The 17,863-nt window shown below is 71.2% G+C and carries 17 protein-coding genes and 1 tRNA gene; 5 read left to right on the top strand and 13 right to left on the bottom strand.

Annotated features, from left to right (window positions below; genetic code table 11):
- Nucleotides 1-162: 162 nt before the first annotated feature.
- From BMY19_RS01195 to aroQ, 10 genes are all read right to left on the bottom strand, one after another.
- Complete coding sequence (locus BMY19_RS01195; RefSeq protein WP_100250625.1) at nucleotides 163-816, bottom strand: pyridoxamine 5'-phosphate oxidase family protein; 654 nt, start codon at nucleotides 814-816, stop codon at nucleotides 163-165.
- Nucleotides 817-982: 166 nt separating this feature from the next.
- Complete coding sequence (gene ilvC / locus BMY19_RS01190) at nucleotides 983-2,002, bottom strand: ketol-acid reductoisomerase (RefSeq protein ID WP_012322218.1); 1,020 nt, start codon at nucleotides 2,000-2,002, stop codon at nucleotides 983-985.
- A 12-nt stretch (nucleotides 2,003-2,014) separates the two neighbouring features.
- Nucleotides 2,015-2,671, bottom strand: coding sequence for a TetR/AcrR family transcriptional regulator C-terminal domain-containing protein (locus BMY19_RS01185; RefSeq protein ID WP_100250624.1), 657 nt, complete (start codon nucleotides 2,669-2,671; stop codon nucleotides 2,015-2,017).
- Nucleotides 2,672-2,754: 83 nt separating this feature from the next.
- Nucleotides 2,755-3,399: a glutathione S-transferase family protein gene (locus BMY19_RS01180; protein WP_091977792.1), complete on the bottom strand. Its 645-nt coding sequence runs from the start codon at nucleotides 3,397-3,399 to the stop codon at nucleotides 2,755-2,757.
- 124 nt (nucleotides 3,400-3,523) lie between these two features.
- Nucleotides 3,524-4,066 (bottom strand): acetolactate synthase small subunit, encoded by a 543-nt coding sequence (gene ilvN / locus BMY19_RS01175; RefSeq protein WP_020090724.1) that lies wholly within the window; start codon nucleotides 4,064-4,066, stop codon nucleotides 3,524-3,526.
- Nucleotides 4,067-4,147: 81 nt separating this feature from the next.
- The gene (locus tag BMY19_RS01170; protein ID WP_100250623.1) at nucleotides 4,148-5,923 is read right to left on the bottom strand and encodes an acetolactate synthase 3 large subunit; all 1,776 of its coding nucleotides are present in this window, start codon (nucleotides 5,921-5,923) and stop codon (nucleotides 4,148-4,150) included.
- Between the two features lie 435 nt (nucleotides 5,924-6,358).
- Nucleotides 6,359-7,804, bottom strand: a complete 1,446-nt coding sequence (locus tag BMY19_RS01165; protein ID WP_100250622.1) for an amidase — start codon at nucleotides 7,802-7,804, stop codon at nucleotides 6,359-6,361.
- 203 nt (nucleotides 7,805-8,007) lie between these two features.
- Nucleotides 8,008-9,087, bottom strand: coding sequence for a dihydroorotase (pyrC, locus tag BMY19_RS01160; RefSeq protein ID WP_100250621.1), 1,080 nt, complete (start codon nucleotides 9,085-9,087; stop codon nucleotides 8,008-8,010).
- A 13-nt stretch (nucleotides 9,088-9,100) separates the two neighbouring features.
- A complete protein-coding gene (locus BMY19_RS01155; RefSeq protein WP_056531596.1) occupies nucleotides 9,101-9,802 on the bottom strand; it encodes an orotate phosphoribosyltransferase in 702 nt (233 codons plus the stop codon).
- A 143-nt stretch (nucleotides 9,803-9,945) separates the two neighbouring features.
- Nucleotides 9,946-10,395 (bottom strand): type II 3-dehydroquinate dehydratase, encoded by a 450-nt coding sequence (gene aroQ / locus BMY19_RS01150; RefSeq protein ID WP_091977797.1) that lies wholly within the window; start codon nucleotides 10,393-10,395, stop codon nucleotides 9,946-9,948.
- 175 nt (nucleotides 10,396-10,570) lie between these two features.
- Here aroQ and BMY19_RS01145 point away from each other — a divergent pair, with 175 nt between their 5' ends.
- The 3 genes from BMY19_RS01145 (at nucleotide 10,571) to BMY19_RS01135 (ending at nucleotide 12,156) form a co-directional block, all read left to right on the top strand.
- The gene (locus BMY19_RS01145; protein WP_100250620.1) at nucleotides 10,571-11,413 is read left to right on the top strand and encodes a 3-oxoadipate:acetyl-CoA acetyltransferase; all 843 of its coding nucleotides are present in this window, start codon (nucleotides 10,571-10,573) and stop codon (nucleotides 11,411-11,413) included.
- A gap of 49 nt (nucleotides 11,414-11,462) precedes the next feature.
- A complete protein-coding gene (locus tag BMY19_RS01140; RefSeq protein ID WP_100250619.1) occupies nucleotides 11,463-11,984 on the top strand; it encodes a hypothetical protein in 522 nt (173 codons plus the stop codon).
- Between the two features lie 98 nt (nucleotides 11,985-12,082).
- Nucleotides 12,083-12,156, top strand: a tRNA-Gly gene (locus BMY19_RS01135).
- Nucleotides 12,157-12,200: 44 nt separating this feature from the next.
- Here BMY19_RS01135 and BMY19_RS01130 read toward each other — a convergent pair.
- From BMY19_RS01130 to BMY19_RS01120, 3 genes are all read right to left on the bottom strand, one after another.
- Nucleotides 12,201-12,953, bottom strand: coding sequence for a helix-turn-helix domain-containing protein (locus BMY19_RS01130; RefSeq protein ID WP_100250618.1), 753 nt, complete (start codon nucleotides 12,951-12,953; stop codon nucleotides 12,201-12,203).
- A 92-nt stretch (nucleotides 12,954-13,045) separates the two neighbouring features.
- Complete coding sequence (locus BMY19_RS01125; protein ID WP_100250617.1) at nucleotides 13,046-13,636, bottom strand: class GN sortase; 591 nt, start codon at nucleotides 13,634-13,636, stop codon at nucleotides 13,046-13,048.
- Entirely contained in the window at nucleotides 13,633-15,822 is a 2,190-nt protein-coding gene (locus tag BMY19_RS01120) for a marine proteobacterial sortase target protein (protein WP_100250840.1), read from the bottom strand. Before BMY19_RS01120 ends, BMY19_RS01125 begins: the two co-directional genes overlap by 4 nt.
- Before the next feature lie 249 nt (nucleotides 15,823-16,071).
- Between BMY19_RS01120 and BMY19_RS01115 the strand changes: the two genes are divergently transcribed.
- Together BMY19_RS01115 and BMY19_RS01110 are read left to right on the top strand one after the other, a co-directional pair.
- On the top strand, nucleotides 16,072-16,803 hold the full coding sequence (locus tag BMY19_RS01115) for an NUDIX hydrolase (protein WP_100250616.1): 732 nt from the start codon (nucleotides 16,072-16,074) through the stop codon (nucleotides 16,801-16,803).
- Nucleotides 16,804-16,876: 73 nt separating this feature from the next.
- Nucleotides 16,877-17,863, top strand: a complete 987-nt coding sequence (locus BMY19_RS01110) for an SPFH domain-containing protein (protein WP_100250615.1) — start codon at nucleotides 16,877-16,879, stop codon at nucleotides 17,861-17,863.

Raw genomic sequence — 17,863 nt, 5'->3', positions numbered from 1 at the left:
GCTCACATCGTCAAGAATTTTTTAGACCATTAAACTATAGATCACCGAAGTTTTGCTTTATTAATATTTGGTACGGCAGATTTATACTCGGCAAAATCTAATTTGACGAAAATTGAGTTCCGCACCGGCCGCCCGGGACTGCGGGGCGGCCGGAATGGACGATCAGGCCTCGCCGCGGGCCATCAGCGCCTCGTACTCCGCGACTTCCAGCCGGCCCTCCTGGGCGACGCGGGCCTTGTCGGCATCGCTGATCACGTCGCCCGCGAGGTCGAGGCGCTTCCAGGCGGCGAGCGGGGTCTCGCGGCCGGAACGCGGCACGTACTTGTTCTGCTCGAGCTTCTGATACTTGTGGATGTAGCGCGGGCAGTTGATCCAGATCTTCGTCACCGCGACCTTCACCAAGTACTTGGCCTCGGTGTACGCGGCCAAGAGGGCGTCGTCGCGCAGCAGCGTCGCGTGGCCCTGGACGCGGATCCGGTGGGGCGTCTCGAAGTCGATGAACAGCAGGCCGACCTTGGCCTGCCCCTCGATGTTGCCCATCGAGTAGAACATGCCGTTGCCGTCGAAGCCCGGGAAGACGAGCGTCTTGTCGTCGATCACCTTCACGAAGCCCGTGGGACCGCCCTTGTAGGAGACCGTCGGCATCCCGTCCGGGTCGACGGTCGAGAGGAAGAACATGTCGCGGGAGCCGATGAAGGCGGCCTCGTCCGGCTGGACGGTCTCGTGGACCCAGTCCTCGTCGAGACGCACGGCGAGCTTGGTGGTGCCGAACTCCTCCTGCAGCGCCCGGTGCGCGTCGGAATAGAGCGATGCCATGCGTGTCCTCTCCGCTTGCCGGTCCTCGTACGCGCGGGACCGCTGGCGGGCTTATGGCCGGGACACCCCGTGTCGGGCAACCCGGAACGCCAAGGGCCGGCCACGCTTCCGCGTGACCGGCCCCGCGCGTGCGCGGCCGGGCCGGGCCCGACCGCGCGGATGCGGATCAGTTGCGGGTCTTGTCGACCAGCGCCTTCTCGGAGATCCACGGCATCATGCCGCGGAGCTTGGCGCCGACCTCCTCGATCGGGTGGGCGGCGAGCTTGGCGCGGGTCGCCTTGAACGAGGTCTGGTTGACCTTGTTCTCCAGCATCCAGTTGCGGGTGAAGGTGCCCGACTGGATGTCGTTGAGCACGCGCTTCATCTCGGCCTTGGTCTCGGGCGTCACGATGCGCGGGCCGGTGACGTACTCGCCGTACTCGGCCGTGTTGGAGATCGAGTAGTTCATGTTGGCGATGCCGCCCTCGTAGATGAGGTCGACGATCAGCTTCACCTCGTGGAGGCACTCGAAATAGGCCATCTCGGGGGCGTAGCCCGCCTCGACCAGGGTCTCGAAGCCGGCCTTGATCAGCTCGACGAGGCCGCCGCAGAGCACGGCCTGCTCGCCGAACAGGTCAGTCTCGCACTCCTCCTTGAAGGTCGTCTCGATGATGCCGGCGCGGCCGCCGCCATTGGCCGAGGCGTACGACAGGCCGAGGTCGTGGGCGTTGCCGGAGGCGTCCTGCGCGATGGCGATCAGGGTCGGCACGCCGCCGCCGCGGAGGTACTCGGAGCGCACGGTATGGCCCGGGCCCTTCGGGGCGACCATCAGGACGTCGAGGTCCTTGCGCGGCTCGATCAGGTTGAAGTGGACGTTGAGGCCGTGGGCGAACAGGAGCGCGGCGCCCTGCTTCATGTTGCCCTCGAGGGACTCGCGGTAGATGTCGCCCTGCAGCTCGTCGGGGGTCAGCATCATCACCACGTCGGCCCACTTGGCGGCCTCGGCGACCGACAGGACCTTGAAGCCCTCGTGCTCGGCCTTCTTGGCGGTGGCGGAGCCCTCGCGGAGCGCGATGACGATGTCCTTCACGCCGGAATCGCGCAGGTTGAGCGCGTGGGCGTGGCCCTGGCTGCCGTAGCCGACGATGGCGACCTTCTTGCCCTTGATCAGGTTCAGGTCGGCGTCGCGATCGTAATACACCCGCATGTCTGTCTCCTCTTAGACTTGGTGTTTCGGGTCGGGTTTGGCCCGGCCGTAGAGGGCCAGGAACTGCTCGACGGCGCGGCCCGCCTCGCGCCGGATCTCGGCCCCGTCGAGGTCGAGGGTCTCGCCGAGCAGAAGGCGGATCTGGATATCCCGGCCGACGAGGCCGAAGAAGGTGCGGAAGGCGGCCTCGCTGTCGGCGAAGCTCAGCAGGCCGGCGGCGCGGCCGGCCTCCAGCACGGGCTTAACCCGCTCGCCGATGGCGAAGCGCCCGTTCGCCAGGACGATGCCGCCGAGATTGCTCTTGCGCGAGCCCGCATGCGCGATGGCGATGCGGTTCAGCGCCACCGAGGTCGGGCCGGTGATGACCTCCAGCCACGTCACGGCGAAGTCCTGCAGGCGCTCCCGCAGGGTCGCGCCGTCGAGCACCTGAGCGCTGTCGTTCCCGGCATGGACCCGGGAGGCCTGCCAGCGCACCGTCGCGGTCAGCAACCCGTCCCGGTCGCCGAACCACTTGTAGAGCGTCTCCTTCGAGCAGCTCGCCCGGCGCGCGACCGCGTCCATGGTGAGCTGCTCGCCGTCCTCGACCATGAGGCCGAGCACGGCGTCCAGCACTGCCTGCTGGCGTGCCGACAGCTCTTCCCGCTCTGCTGTCGCGCTGACCTGCATCATCTCGAATGGCGTACCGTACCGTACGGTACGCGCTTTAGGCCGATTCGTAGGGTGCGGCAAGGGGGTGCCGTGCCCGCACCTCGCTAGCGGGGGAGCGGCAGTCCTTCGCGGGCGAAGACGGCCTGGACAGCCGGGCGCTCGGCGACCCGGCGCGCATGGGCGGTCCAGGCCGGGAAGCGCCCGGCCATGTCGAACCGGAGCACCGGGCCGTTGGCCCAGAACCAGAAGACCGTCAGGTAGGCGTCGACGACGCTGAACCGGTCGCCCACCGCCCAGCCGCCGTGCGACAGGCGCACCTCGGTCATGGTGGCGAGGTCCGCGTAGGTGTTGGCCGCCTTCGCCTTGATGCCCTCGAACGCGCTCTCGTCCTCGGTGTAGCGCTCGGGCCGGCGGACATGGGCGTAGGTCACGTGGTGGTTGCAGGCGAGCCAGCCGAGCCACTCGTCGGCGGCGGCCTGCTCGCGGAGATCCGTGGGCCAGAGCCCCTTCTCCGGCACCTGACGGGCGACGTGGCGCATGATGGCCGCGCACTCGGTGAGCACCCAGCCGTCCTCGGTCAGTGCCGGGACACGGCCGCGATCGTTGATCGCGAGGTATTCCGGCCGGCGCTGGTCGCCCGCGGCGAGATCGAGCTTGAGGCCCTCGTAGGGCAGCCCGGATTCCTCCAGGATGATGTGGGCGGCGAGCGAGCAGGCGCCGGGGGCGTAGTAGAGGGTGCGGGCGGTCATGGGGGGTCCTTGATCGACGAACACGGGCGCGGCGTTTTCAGCGACAACGGCCAGCCGGCTGTCGCCTTCAGAGCCGGTAACGTCTTCCGGCTCCCCGAGCACCGACTGGCCGCGCGCCAGAAGCTCAGAGCGGCTCCGCCCCGCGCCCCATGGCGGAGATGCCCGTCCGGCAGATCTCCACCAGCCCGATCACGCTCATCAGGCGCACGAACCGGTCGACATCCTCAGTAGCGCCGGTCAGCTCGAACACGAAGGAGTTGAGCGTGGCGTCCAGCGTCTTGGCGCCGAAGGCGGCGGCCAGTCGCAGGGCCTCGCTGCGGTGCTCGCCCTCGCCCTTCACCTTCACGAGGCAGATCTCGCGCTCGATGGCGTTGCCCTGGAGCGTGAGGTCCACGACCCGGTGTACCGGCACGAGGCGGTCGAGTTGCGCCTTGATCTGCTCGATCACGGCGTTCGTTCCGGTGGTCACGATGGTGATGCGCGAGATGTGGCGCGCCTCCTCGGTCTCGGAGACGGTCAGGCTCTCGATGTTGTAGCCGCGGCCGGAGAACAGACCCGAGATGCGGGCGAGCACGCCGGGCTCGTTGTCGACGATCACCGCGAGCGTGTGCCGGTTCACCGGCTCGACGCGGACGGCATCGGGGTAGTGGGTGTTCATCGCGTTCATCGCCGGCCTCGTCCTCGTCGTTCGACCCATCGCCGCCGCAGCGGCGGATCGCGGCCCGGCTTCGAGCCGGGCCGCCCTCCCTCACACCAGCATCTTGCCTTCCTCGGAGATCACGTCGCCGAGCTCGACGCCGGTCTCACCGAGGTAATCGGACAGGAGCATCTCGTTGTGCGCCTTGCCCGACGGGATCATCGGGAAGCAGTTCTCGGTCTTGTCGACGATGCAGTCGAAGATCACCGGGCCGTCATGGGCGAGCATCTCCGCGATGGCGCCGTCGAGGTCGCCCGGCTTCTCGCAGCGCATACCCTTGGCGCCGTAGGCCTCCGCGAGCTTCACGAAGTCCGGCAGGCTCTCCGAGTAGCTCTGCGAGTAGCGCGAGCCGTGCAGCAGCTCCTGCCACTGCCGGACCATGCCCATGTACTCGTTGTTCAGGATGAACACCTTGATCGGCAGGCGGTACTGCACCGCCGTCGACATCTCCTGCATGTTCATCAGGATCGAGGCCTCGCCCGCGATGTCGATCACGAGCCCGTTCGGGTGCGCGAGCTGGGTGCCGATCGCCGCCGGCAGGCCGTAGCCCATCGTGCCGAGGCCGCCCGACGTCATCCAGCGGTTCGGCTCGTCGTACTTGAAGTACTGGGCGGCCCACATCTGGTGCTGACCGACCTCGGTGGTGATGTAGGTCTCGCGGTCCTTGCAGGCCTCGTAGAGGCGCTGCACGGCGTATTGCGGCTTGATGATCGTGCCCGACGGCCAGTAGGCGAGGCAGTCCCGCGCCTTCCAGGCGCTGATCTTCTGGAACCACGGATCGAGGTTCGACTTGTCGGGCCGCGACGGCAGGGCGCGCCACGCCTCCAGCATGTCGCCGAGCACCGAGGCGCAGTCGCCGACGATCCCGACATCGACCTTCACGACCTTGTTGATCGAGGAGGCGTCGACGTCGATGTGGATCTTCTTGGAGAAGGGCGAGAACGCGTCGAGCCGGCCGGTGATCCGGTCGTCGAACCGCGCGCCGACGCAGATCATCACGTCGCACTCGTGCATCGCGAGATTGGCCTCGTAGGTCCCGTGCATGCCGAGCATGCCCAGGAACTTCTCGTCCGTGCCCGGATAGGCGCCGAGCCCCATCAGGGTCGAGGTGATCGGGAAGCCGGTCTCGCGGACGAGCTCGCGCAGCAGCCGCGAGGCCTCCGGGCCCGAGTTGATCACGCCGCCGCCGGTGTAGAAGACCGGCCGCCGTGCGGTCGCCATCAGCTCGACGGCCGCGCGGATCCGGTCGGCGTCGCCCTTCACGGCCGGGCGGTACGTCTTGTGGCTCGCGATCTCCGGACGCTCGTAGAGGCCGGAGGCAAACTGGATGTCCTTGGGCAGATCGACGACGACCGGGCCCGGCCGGCCGTTCGCCGCGACGTAGAACGCCTCGTGCAGGATGCGCGGCAGGTCGTCGATCGATTTGACCAGGTAATTGTGCTTCGTGCAGTGGCGCGTGATGCCGACCGTGTCGCATTCCTGGAACGCGTCGGTGCCGATCAGGTGCGTCGGAACCTGGCCGGTGATGCAGACCAGCGGGATCGAATCCAGCATCGCGTCGGTGAGCCCGGTGACGATGTTGGTCGCGCCGGGGCCCGAGGTGACGAGGACGCAGCCGACCTTGCCGGACGAGCGGGCGTAGCCCTCCGCGGCGTGGACGGCGCCCTGCTCGTGGCGGACGAGGATGTGCTTGACGGCGTTCTGGTGGAAGAGCGCGTCGTAGATCGGAAGTACGGCGCCGCCCGGGTACCCGAACAGCGTGTCGACACCCTGATCCTGGAAGGCCCGGATGACCATCTCGGCCCCGGTCATGACCTCGCCGCCCATGCTCGTCTCCTCGCGCTCTCCGAGGCCACCGCGATCCCGTGATCGCCGCCCTGCCCCGTCCTCTCTCCCGGCACCCCCGTCACGCGGGGCGGTCTCCGCCTCGCCCGAAAGTGCCTCTCGCCTCGGTCACCCGTCTGCGCCGATCCCTTGCCGCCCTGGAGCGGGCAACAAAAAAGGGCCCCGAGGGACCCTGCATGCGCCACCGCTCGGATCGCGACCCTCGTTCAGGGCCGCCCCGTCGGTGACGCTACCGCTACAATAAGGACCGTCGTCATCGGAAACCCGAAACTGCCCCGCGGCGGCCCCATGATCCGGAACTGGCTCATAGTCGGCGCGCGAAGTGTCGGGCCTCTTAGCGGAGAGCGCGGAGCCGGTCAACGCGTCCGTGCGTGCAATCGCGCTGGTTCCGCGCCGGTTGAGTGCCGGAGCCGCGGCTCACTGCAGCGGCGGCGGGTAGCGGCGCACCCAGCCGCTCGCCGCGTCGTAGGCGGCGCCGAGCTGCAGGCAGGCGAGCTCGCCGTGGTTCGGACCGACGATCTGGATGCCAGTGGGCAGACCGGCCTCGCCGAAGCCCGCCGGCACGGCGAGCGACGGGAGGCCCGACATCGTCGCGGGGATCGTGATCTGCATCCAGCGGTGGTAGGTGTCCATCGTCCGTCCGCCCACCGTCTCGGGCCAGCGCAGGCCCTTGTCGAACGGGAAGACCTGGGCGCTGGGCATGACCACGTAGTCGTAGGTCTCCATGAAGCGGCGCAGGGTCTCGTACCAGCGGGTGCGCCCCTCCAGCGCCGCGATGATCCGGTCGGCGCCGAGCGCCAGCCCCCGCTCGACCTCCCAGGCCGCCTCCGGCTTCAGCAGGGCCCGGTGGCGGGGCTCGTCGTAGAACGGGCGGAGGTTCGCCGCGACGGTGAAGGCCCGCAGCACCAGCCAGTCCTGCCAGAGGGTCTCCATGTCGTAGCGCGGCATCGCCTCCTCGACGGTGCAGCCGATCTCCGCGAAGGTGGCGAGCGCCGAACGCCCGACGTCGAGCACGCCGGGATCGAACGGGATCTGGCCGCCGCAATCCCCGAGCCACGCGATCCGAGTCCCGCGGAAGTCGCGGGCGAGCGGGCTCGCGAAGGCGGACGGGTCCTGCCGAATGGCGTTCGGGCAGCGCGGGTCGTAGCCCGCCAGCACCGAGAGCATCAGGCCGATATCGCCGGGCGTGCGCCCGATCGCCCCGAGCACGCCGAGGTTCGGGCTGAACACGTCCTTGGCCTCGGCGGGGATCCGGCCCCAGCTCGGGCGCAGGCCGTAGCAGTTGTTGAAGGCCGGCGGGTTGCGCAGGGAGCCGGCATGGTCGCTGCCGTCGGCGACCGGCTGCATCCGCAAGGCGACTGCGACCGCGGCGCCGCCGCTCGAGCCGCCCCCGGTCTTGGCCGGATCGTAGGCGTTGCCGGTGGCGCCGTAGACCGGGTTGAAGCTGTGCGAGCCGAGGCCGAACTCGGGGATGTTGGTCTTGCCGATGAAGATCGCCCCGGCGGCGCGCAGGCGCGTCGCCATGATCGAGTCGGTGTCGGCGACCCGGTCGGCGAAGATCGGCGACCCTTGCGTGAAGCGCAGGCCGCGGACCGGGTCGAGATCCTTCACGGCCAGCGGGAAGCCGTGCAGCGGCCCGACGGCGTCCCCCCGCGCCAGCGCGGCGTCGGCGGCCTCGGCCTCCCGCAGGAGCGCGGCATCGTCGGCGAGGCCCACGAGGGCGTTCACCTGCGGGTTGATCCGATGGATCCGCTCCAGATAGGCGCGCATCACCTCGGCGCAGGAGATCACGCGGCCATGGATGGCGGCGGCGAGGTCCACGGCGCCGAGCGCCGTGATGCCATCCTGTCGCGCGTCCTGCATCTTGCCCTCCTCCGGATCGACGGAAGATCGGTAACCGGAGGTTGGATCCAGGCAAAGATGGCTTCAGCGGAAAGGATGGGTTGCCGAGGTCCGTCTTTGCGAGCGCAGCGAAGCAATCCAGTGTCGCCCGACGATCACCGATGTCGCGCTGCCCTGGGTCGCTTCGCTGCGCTCGCGATGACGGCTTGCAGCCACGGAGGCCGTCACGCCACCGACCAGGGCAGCGTCTCCTCGCCCCGGAACACCACCACCGCGGTGTCGTCGACCGCGACCGCCTCGGCGATCCGGCCCGGCCGCCGCTCCAGGGTCACGGTCCCGGGATTCGGCTCCAGGCCGTGGAAGCGGGCGCCGTTGAGCGACGCGAAGGCCTCGAACTTGTCCAGCGCTCCATCTTCGTCGAAGACCTGCACGTAGGTCTGGAGCGCGCTTGGGCCGCAGAACACACCGGCACAGCCGCAGGACGCCTCCTTGGCGCCGCGGACATGCGGAGCCGTGTCGGTGCCGAGATAGAAGCAGGCCTCGCCCGAGGTCGCGGCCTTGCGGAGGGCCAGCCGGTGCCGCTCGCGCTTGGCCACCGGCAGGCAGTAGAGGTGCGGGCGCAGCCCGCCCTGGAAGATGTGGGTCCGGTTGATCACGAGGTGGTGCGGCGTGATCGTCGCCGCGCACCGGCTCCGGTGCTCGCGGACCACGTCGAGGATCTCCGCCGTGGTGGCGTGCTCCACGGTGACCTTCAGCCCCTGATGGCGGCCGAGCAGCGGGATCAGGCTGCCCTCCATGAAGGCGGCCTCGCGGTCGAAGATGTCGATCTCCGGGTCGGTCGCCTCGCCGTGGATCAGGAGCGGCATGCCGATCCGCTCCATGCGCTCCAGGACGGGGGTAATGCCGACGAGGTCCGTGACGCCCGCGTGCGAGTTCGTGGTCGCGCCGGCCGGGTAGAGCTTGGCGGCGACCCAGACCTTCTCGGCGAAGCCCCGCTCGATCTCGTCCGGGTCGGTGTCGTCCCGCAGGTAGCAGGTCATCAGCGGGGTGAAGTCCATGCCGGCGGGCAGGGCCGCCAGGATGCGCTCCCGGTAGGCCTGCGCCGCGGCGACCGTTGTCACCGGCGGCACGAGGTTCGGCATGATGATGCCGCGGGCGAACTGCGCCGCCGTGTAGGGCAGCACCGCCTTCAGCATCGCGCCGTCGCGCAGGTGGATGTGCCAGTCGTCCGGCCGCCGGATCGTGATCCGGTCGACGGACTTCGCGGCCTGGCGCTCGGCGGGGAACAGGTCGGCGACGCTCATCGCGGGATGCCCCTCAGGCCTGGCCGAAGGCGGAGATGCCGCCGTGGGCCGCCGACCATTCCGCCGGCGCGTTGAGGAAGCGCTCGACCTCGGCCAGCGTCTTCGGGTCGAAGGTGCCCATCTCCTTGGCCACCGCCAGCACGTCCCACCACGTGGTGAGGTAGTGGAGCTTGATACCGATCTCCTCCATCAGCGCGGCGCTGTCGGGGAAGATGTCGTAGTAGAACAGCACGAAGCAGTGATCGACCTGGGCGCCCGAATCGCGGAGGGCCTTGCAGAAATTGACCTTGCTGCGCCCGTCGGTGGCGAGGTCCTCGACGAGCAGCGTCCGGGCGCCCTCGACGATCTCGCCCTCGATCTGGGCGTTGCGGCCGAACCCCTTGGGCTTCTTCCGGATGTACTGCATCGGCAGCATCATCCGGTCGGCGATCCAGGCCGCGAAGGGGATGCCGGCGGTCTCGCCGCCGGCGATGTGGGTCAGCTTCTCGTAACCGATCTCGCGCACGATGGTGGCGGTGGCGAAATCCATCAGCGTCGAGCGCAGGCGCGGGAACGAGATGATCTTCCGGCTGTCGGTGTAGACCGGGCTCGCCCAACCCGAGGTGAACTTGAACGGCTCGTCCTTGTAGAAGAGCACCGCCTCGATCTCGAGGAACATCTTGGCCGCCTCGCGGGCGATCACTTTCCGGTCGAGGGGCAGGAAGGGGCTGGTCATGCGGCGTGCGCGCTCCGCTTGGGGCGCTCTCCGGGGCCTTGAGAACCGGTCCGGCCAGAGAGATCGCGTGGGAATAGGGCCTGACCGCCCTCCTCCGCCCTGTCTCCGCCAGCGTCAACCCTGATCGCGGCGCTATCCGCGCCTCACGCAGGTCTGCCGGCCCGCAGATGCGCGAGGTGCCGGATCGCCAGCGCGTAGCCATGCGTGCCGAATCCCGCCAGCACGGCCGTGGCCGCGAGCGAGATGTAGGAATGGTGGCGGAAGGCCTCGCGGCGGTGGACGTTCGAGATGTGGCACTCGATCACCGGCACCTCGCAGGTGTTCAGCGCGTCGAGGATGGCGACCGAGGTGTGGGTGTAGGCGCCCGCGTTGATGACGATGCCGGCCGAGCCGACGCGGTACTCGTGGATCGCGTCGATCAGCACGTGCTCGGCGTTGCTCTGGCGGAAATCGACCGCGAGGCCGAGGCCGGCGGCCGTCTCGCGGCACAGGGCCTCGACGTCGGCCAGCGTCTCGCGGCCGTAGATCTCCGGCTGGCGCTTGCCGAGCAGGTTCAGGTTCGGCCCGTTCAGGACCAGGACGGTGTCGTTCATCGTGTGCCTCGCGGGTCGAGAGGTGCGGCAAGCGCCCGCAAGACTCAAGTCCGGGCTGTCATCCGGCCGGAGATGTCCCGCACACGGAGCTGCCGCCCGCGCCGGGCGGTTCAGATCCGGATCCCGCGGCGCTATCCCGGTCGCGGAAGCCCGATGCGGCAGGGAGGACAGGCGAATGGCAGGATCCCGGAGCGACGCGCCCGTGGTGATCGCGGTGGCGATCACCGGCTCGGTGCCGCGCAAGACCGACAACCCGGCCGTTCCGGTCACCGTGTCCGAGCAGGTCGAGTCGACGCAGCAGGCCTTCGAGGCCGGCGCCACGCTCTGCCACATCCACGTGCGCAACGACGACGAGTCGCCCTCCTCCGATCCGGACAGGTTCGCCGCCGTGCAGGAGGGGCTGCGCCGGCACTGCCCGGGGATGATCGTGCAGTTCTCGACGGGCGGGCGCGGGCGCGACCCGGCCGCCCGCGGCCTCTCGCTCAAGCACCGGCCCGACATGGCCTCCCTGTCCACCGGCTCGGTGAACTTCCCGACGATCGTCTACGAGAATTCCGCGAGCCTCGTGACCGACCTCGCCGGCCAGATGAAGCAGTACGGCGTCCGTCCCGAGATCGAGATCTTCGACCTCTCGCACCTGCACGGCGCCAAGCGGCTGGTGGAGGCGGGCCTGATCGACGCGCGCCCGCACGTGCAGTTCGTCATGGGCGTCCAGAACGCGATGCCGGCCGAGGAGCACCTCCTCGATATCCTGCTCGCCGAGACACGGCGGATCCTGCCGGGGGCGACCTGGACGGCGGCCGGGATCGGCCGCAACCAAGCGATCGTGATGGACTGGGCGCTCGCCCGCGGGGCGGACGCGGTCCGCACCGGCCTGGAGGACAACATCCGGGTGACGAAGGACCGCTTGGCGGCCAGCAACGCCGAGCTCGTCGGCCTCGCCGCCGAGGCTGTGGCGCGCCACGGCCGCCGCGTCGCCACGCCCGCGGAGGCCCGCGCCGCCCTGGGCCTGGGTTGAGCGGGCACGGATGTTGCCGCGGTCGCGCGGTGGAGACGGCGCCGGATCCATGCGCCTCACGACACGCACGCCGTCCCGACCGCGATCCCTGATCGTCGGCTGCGCCGCCGCGGCCTGCGCGTTCCTGGCCGTGTCCTCGGAGGCTCCCGGTCAGGCAGGACCGGGATCGGCGGAGGCGCTCGTGAACGGGATCCAGACCATTCGGCGCGGCGACACCGTCACGAAGGTCGACCGGACCGGCAAGGGTGCGGTGCTGTGCATGCGCGGCATCCTGCAGGCGATGCGCGCCGTCGGACAGGCGTGCCACGCCGGCGCCGACCCGGACTTCCAGCAGGAATTGCGCGCCGCGCTCGCGCGCATCGATCGCTTCATCGCCGACAACGCCCCGGACGGGGCCGGCCCGCCGCGCGACGGGACGACGGAACCGGAGCAGCGGCCCGGCGCGGTCTGCGGCCGCGACGCGGAGGCCATGTACGAGGCCCTGCGGACCGGCGGCGCCGCGGGCCTGCGCGCCCAGGTCGACGACCTGCTCTCGATCCCGCGCGAGCCGGTCATGAATCCGTGCCTGTGAGCCGGCCGGCGACGTCGCAGTTTCGGGACGTCGCCCGCGCGACGGCGATCCCGACCCACCTTCTCACGGCCGACCCGGCGTGCTAACGATCCGCCCGCGCGGGTGTAGCTCAATGGTAGAGCAGCAGCCTTCCAAGCTGAATACCCGGGTTCGATTCCCGGTACCCGCTCCAAGCCCGCCGCGCTGCGCGCCTTCGGGCTCACCCGTCAGACCCCGTCAAGCGACGCCCGTGAAGAAGGTGGCGTAGCCGTCGTCGTGCACCCGGGCGAGATAGGCCCGGTACGGCGCGTAGCCCGGCGCCTCCGGCCCGATCCGCCCGTACCCGTGCGCGCCAGCCTGCTCGGGCAGCAGTGCCAGGGGCGCCGCAGCCGGGGTCAGCTGCGTGCCGCGCCCGGCGTGGAGCGTCGTCAGGACCCCGTACATCTCGCCCTGGATGTTGGGGCGGCACAGCACCGCGAGGCGGTGCTGCCCGTGCCAGTTGGTCACGAGGTAGATCATGCCCGACTGGCTCGGCACGGCGACGCTGCCGGACTGCGCGAAGGGGGCGTCGAGCCGCTCGGCCTCGCGGAAGACGAGGCGGGCCGCGTCCGCATCCCAGGCGATCTCGGTGCGGTAGGCGAAGATCGCGCCCGCCGACCCGAACGACGGACGCAGGGTGAGGTAGCGCCCCTCGATCCAGGCGACGCTCTCCCGCGAGTAGGAGCCGAGCTCGTCGGGCGCGTGACGGGCCGCCTCCGGGGCCGGTCGCCCCGTCTCCTGGCGCAGGGACTGGCCCAGGGCTTCCTCCAGGCGGATCGTCGTCGCCAGGGTGAAGGGCCTGCGGCCGGCGAGCGCCTTCTCCAGGGTCGAGATGCTGATCCGGGCCTCCTCGGCCAGCGTCTGCCGGGAGATGCGCCGGCGGGCCAGCGCCTCGCGCACGGTCTGGGCAATGGCGCGGCTCTGCGCCTCGGACAGTTCGATCTCGCTCACAGGCACGGCTCGCACGGGCTTGACCCGCACAGATCCGCACGAAACCGCACATTCGCGCAAGCGCGGCCAAGCTGACCGTCCACGCCGAGCCGTCAGGAACGCTCCGGCTCCGGGGCCAGCTCGGTCTCGACGATAAGCCTGAGCGGACCGGCCTGCAGCGCCTCCAGGGGCCAGCAGGTGACGAGGTCGAGATGCCGCCCCGGGGCCTGCGGGTCGATGCCCGAGGCGTCCCAGCGGGCCACCCGCGTGCCGGTGACGCGGAAGCGCAGGGTCCGGCCGTCGCGGCCGGTCACCGTGACGGGATCGCCGGGCCCGAGCTGTCCCAGCACCGCGAACTGCGTGTCGCGGTGGGCGGCGATGACCGCGGTGCCGGGCGCGCCGGCCTGCGGGGTGCCGTCCAGGTGGCCGGGGCCGAAGGCCAGGGCCTGGCCGCTCCCGCCCCGCAGCACCACGAAGCTGCGGCCCGCGACGGTGAGCCGAGCGACCGGCTCGGTGTCGGCCCAGGGCCAGGGCCGGGCGGGCCGACCCTCGGCCAGGGTGCGGGCGAAGGCGCGCTCCAGCAGCAGCTGGGCCAGGGCGGCCTTGGCGGGGATCCAGGCGGCCTGCGCCGCGAGCCCGAGCCCCGCGAGGGTGAGGAGGGCCGTGAGGGCCCTCCCCAGTCCGGTCACCGTGCGCCGGCTCATCGCGCGTCCCCGGTCCGCCGGCCGCCGATCGTCAGGCCGGTGCCGAGCAGGAGACCCAGCAGGGCGAGGAGCAGGCCCAGGCCGAGTTGCGCCACGATGCCGGCCCCGGTCCGCGGCAGGTCGACCGCCGCGCCTTCGGCCCGGATCGGCACGATCCGCGCTGCCCCGTCGTCGGCGGGCGTGGCGCCCGGCCGGTCCGTGCCGAACACCTTGGCGAAGTCCCAGCCCGCCGGCAGGTTCAGCGGCAGGTCGGCGGCGACGAGGGGCGTGCCGGGCGCGCGGCGCGGCGTGGCGTCGACGGCCACGAGGCTGGTCAGCCGCGTCGTCAGGCCGTGCTCCAGGGCCAGCGCCAGGATGGCGGCGTCGGCCGCGTCCGCACCGATGCGCCCCGTGATGCGCGCAGTCTCGGTCTCGCCGATCCGAGACCGCGCCCAGACCTTGGAGATGCCGGCGCCCGCACCCGCCTCGGCGAGGGGGAGCGTCCGGGTCCAGGTCCGGCCGCCCACCCGGCCCGAGACGGTCACGGTCCCGCGGGCCGCTTCCTCGGCCGCCCCCGGCAGCCGCGCGGCGAAGACCAGCGGCTCGCCGCGATACAGGTCGGGCAGCGCGCCCGGCGTGACCTCGACGCCCGGGACCGAGAAGGTCGCGGTGAGGTCGGTGACGGCGGGGGATTCCAGCTTCTCGTAGAGCGCACGGGTCCGCTCGCCGACCTGCGCGAGGTCGCGGATCTCGGTGAAGCTGCCGCGGCCGATCTCGGCGGCGTGGCGCATCAGATGGCCGTTGGGCGCCGAGCCGATCCCGACCATGAACAGGCGCGTGCGCCCGAGATTGGCGTGGATCGCCGCGAAGATCCGCTCCTCGTCGCCGACGGCGCCGTCGGTGAGGAACACGACCTGCCGGACGCGCCCGTCCTCGGGGTGCGGGTCGGCGAGGGCCGCCTTGAGCGGCGCCAGCATCTCGGTGCCGCCGCGGGCTTCCAGAGCGGCGACGAAGGCCTGGGCCTGCGCCAGGGCCTCCGGCGTCGCCGGGACGGGCGCGGGATGAAGCGCGTCCCAGGTGTCGTCGAAGCGGATGACGTTGAAGCGGTCCGACGGGGTCAGGCGGGCGAGACCGGCGAGAAGCCCGGCCTTGGCCTGCCGCATCGAGGCGCCCGACATCGAGCCGGAATTGTCGATGACGAAGGTGACGTCGCGCGCCGGCCGGGCGGCCGTGTCGGCCTCGATCGCCGGCGGGCTCACGGCGGCCAGCAGGTAGGTCCGGCCCGCCACGGTCTCGCGGAACAGGCCGAGGCCGGGCACCCGGCTCGGGACCGGCGCCCAGGTCAGCTCGAGGTCGCGGTCGGCCGGGACGACGCCGTCGGCGAGCGTGACGGTCCGCGCCTCCGGGCCGGTCTCGGTCACGCGGATCGCGTGGGTCGCGCTGCGGACGTCACCGACGGGGAAGCCCGCCTGCAGCCGCACGGTAACGGCGACCGGGTTGGTCGGCGACGACAGGGCCGGGTCGAGCACCGGCGGGCTGATCCTGGCGCGATCCGGAACCGGGTCGCGCGCCTCTCCGGCCACGCCGTCGAGGGAGACCGCGTCCACCGGGGCGGGGGCGGGCATGTAGCGGGGCGCGACCACCAGGGGCAGGCGCAGCGTCCGCGTCTCGCCCGAGACGGGGATCGTCTGCTGATAGGTGATCTGGACCACCACCGTCTCGCCGGGGCCGATATTGGCGACCGCGTTGGTGAAGACGTTGGGCCGCTCCTGCGCGGTCAGCGCCGCCGACTGCCCGGCCGCCTTCGCGGCCTCGTAGGCGCGCTTGGCCGCCGCCCGCTCGCGGATGTCGGCGACGATCACGCGGGAGCCGACGACGAGCTTCATCCCGTCGACGGCCGCGTCCTCCGGCAGGGGGTACAGGTAGGTGCCCTCGACCCAGTCCGCCGTGACGTTGCGGAAGGCCTGGGTGACGGTGGCCCGGGCGGTCGGGCCGCTGACGTCGACGCTGATGTCGGTCGCCAACTGGACGGCCTCGACCGGCGCGGTGCCGGCCGGCCCGCGCAGGGTGAGGCCACCCCGGTCTCGGCCCGGCGCCGCGTGGGCCGAGGCCAGCATGATGAGCAGCGCCAGCAGCGCGAGGAAGAGCGGTGACAGCGCGGCGTTGCGGGGGGGCTCGACCGCGGATCGTGGAGCGAAGAACGGCATCGGGGAAACCTCCTGCGCCGGCGGATCGATGCCGGCTCGCCGCTGAAGCTCCCGCGCCAGCCCCTCCGTCGCCACGAGAAGCTTCGCCCTTTTCTAGGCTCGGACCGCACCGGCCGGCCGTGCCCGGGCGGATCTGTGCGGAGCCGGTGCGGAGCTGTGCGTTCCGCGGCGCTTCCCGGCGAATCCGCTCTCGGCTTGACATATGCGCAATCTGCGTCTTAGTTATGCTCAACTTGAGTAGAAAGATCGATGACCGAGTCCGAGTTCCTGGCAGGCTATGATCCTGAGGCCTACGAGCGGCCCGCCCTGGCGGTCGATCTCGTCCTGCTGGGGATCCGGGCGGGCCGGCTCGCCGCCCTCCTGCTGCGGCGGGGCCAGCAGCCGCAGGCGGGCCTCTGGGCCCTGCCGGGCGGGTTCGTGGGCATCGCCGAGACCCTCGACGCCGCCGCGGAGCGCGTCCTGCGCGACAAGGCCGGGATCGGGCGGGCGCGGCTCGAGCAGCTCTACACCTTCGGCGTCGTTGATCGGGATCCGCGGATGCGGATCGTCTCGGTGGCCTACCTCGCGCTGCTGCCGGAGGCGGCCTTCGCCGAGGCCCTGGCGGGCGGTGCCGGGCTCGCGGCGGCGGCGCTGGTCGTGCCCTGGGCGGGCGAGTCCGGCGGCCCGGTCTCGGCCGAGGCGGAGGACGGCGCACCCCTCGCCCTCGCGTTCGACCACGCCGACATCCTCGCGCTCGCCGTGAAGCGGCTGCGCGGCAAGCTCGACTACACGGATGTCGGCTTCGCGCTGCTCCCGGAGCACTTCACCCTCCGGCAGCTTCAGGACGTGCACGCGGCGATCCGCGGCGCGCCCCTCAACAAATCCGCCTTCCGGCGCCGCATGCGCGACCGCGGCTGGATCGCGCCGACGGGCGCCCGCGAGGCCGGGACGGCGTTCCGCCCCGCTGAACTCTTCCGCTTCGACAGGTCAGGCCAGTTCTAAGCCTTTGTTTCAACGCGCTCTCTTGAGCCGAACCGGTATCCACTTCGGCGGAGAGCGCTTCGAGGAGCCCATCATGGCCACGGTCCGCAACATCGGTGTCATCGCCCAGCTTCGGAGCGAGGCGAGCAGCCACATCATCCGCTTCCGCAACGGCCGTGTCCGGCAGAGCGGGCGGGGTCTGGTCTTCTGGTTCCGGCCCGAGACCGCCAGCATCAGCGAGGTGCCGGTGGACGACCGCGAGATGACGCTCTTCGTCCGCGGCCGCAGTCGGGACTTCCAGACCGTCGTGGTCCAGGGGACGATCGGCTGGCACGTCGTCGATCCGGAGCTGCTGGCGAGCCGCGTCGACTTCTCGATCGACCTCCGAACCGGGCGCCTGCAGGGTGAGCCGATCGAGCGGATCGAGGCGCGCCTCGGCGGCATCGCCAGCCAAGCGGCGCTCCAGTATCTCGGGGCGAGCCCGATCGGCGCCCTCCTCGACGCCGGGCCGGAGCCGCTGCGCGCCGTGCTGGAACGGGTGCTGTCCGACGCCCCGGCGCTGGCCGAGATCGGCGTGGCGACGGTGTCGGTGCGGCTCACCAACCTCGCGCCGACGAGCGAGCTGGAGCGCGCCCTGCAGACCCCGACCTTCGAGGCCCTGCAGCAGAAGGCCGACGAGGCGACCTTCGCGCGGCGCGCCCTGGCGGTCGAGAAGGAGCGCGCCATCGCGGAGAACGAGCTCGCCACGAAGGCCGAGCTGGCCCGGCGCGAGACCGTGCTGATCGCCCAGGAGGCCGAGAACGCCCGCGACCGCGCCGCCGGCGTCGCGGAGGCGCGGGGCCTGGAGGCGGCCGCGGAGGCCGAGCGGATCCGCCTCGTCGAGGGAGCCCGGGCCGACGCGGAGCAGCGCCGCGCCGCCGTCTACCGGGACATGCCGCCCGCCGTCCTGCTCGGGCTGGCGGCCCGGGAACTCGCCGGCAAGCTGGAGACGATCGAGCACGTCAACGTCACGCCGGATCTGCTGGCGGCCGTCCTCGGCGAGTTCCGGGGCGCGCTGTCCCCGCGGCTCGCGCCGCGCTGA

The organism is Methylobacterium sp. UNC300MFChir4.1, assembly GCF_900110155.1.
Taxonomy (GTDB): domain Bacteria; phylum Pseudomonadota; class Alphaproteobacteria; order Rhizobiales; family Beijerinckiaceae; genus Methylobacterium.
Note: the sequence above shows the minus strand (reverse complement) of the source record. Positions and strands in the feature narration are given on the sequence as shown.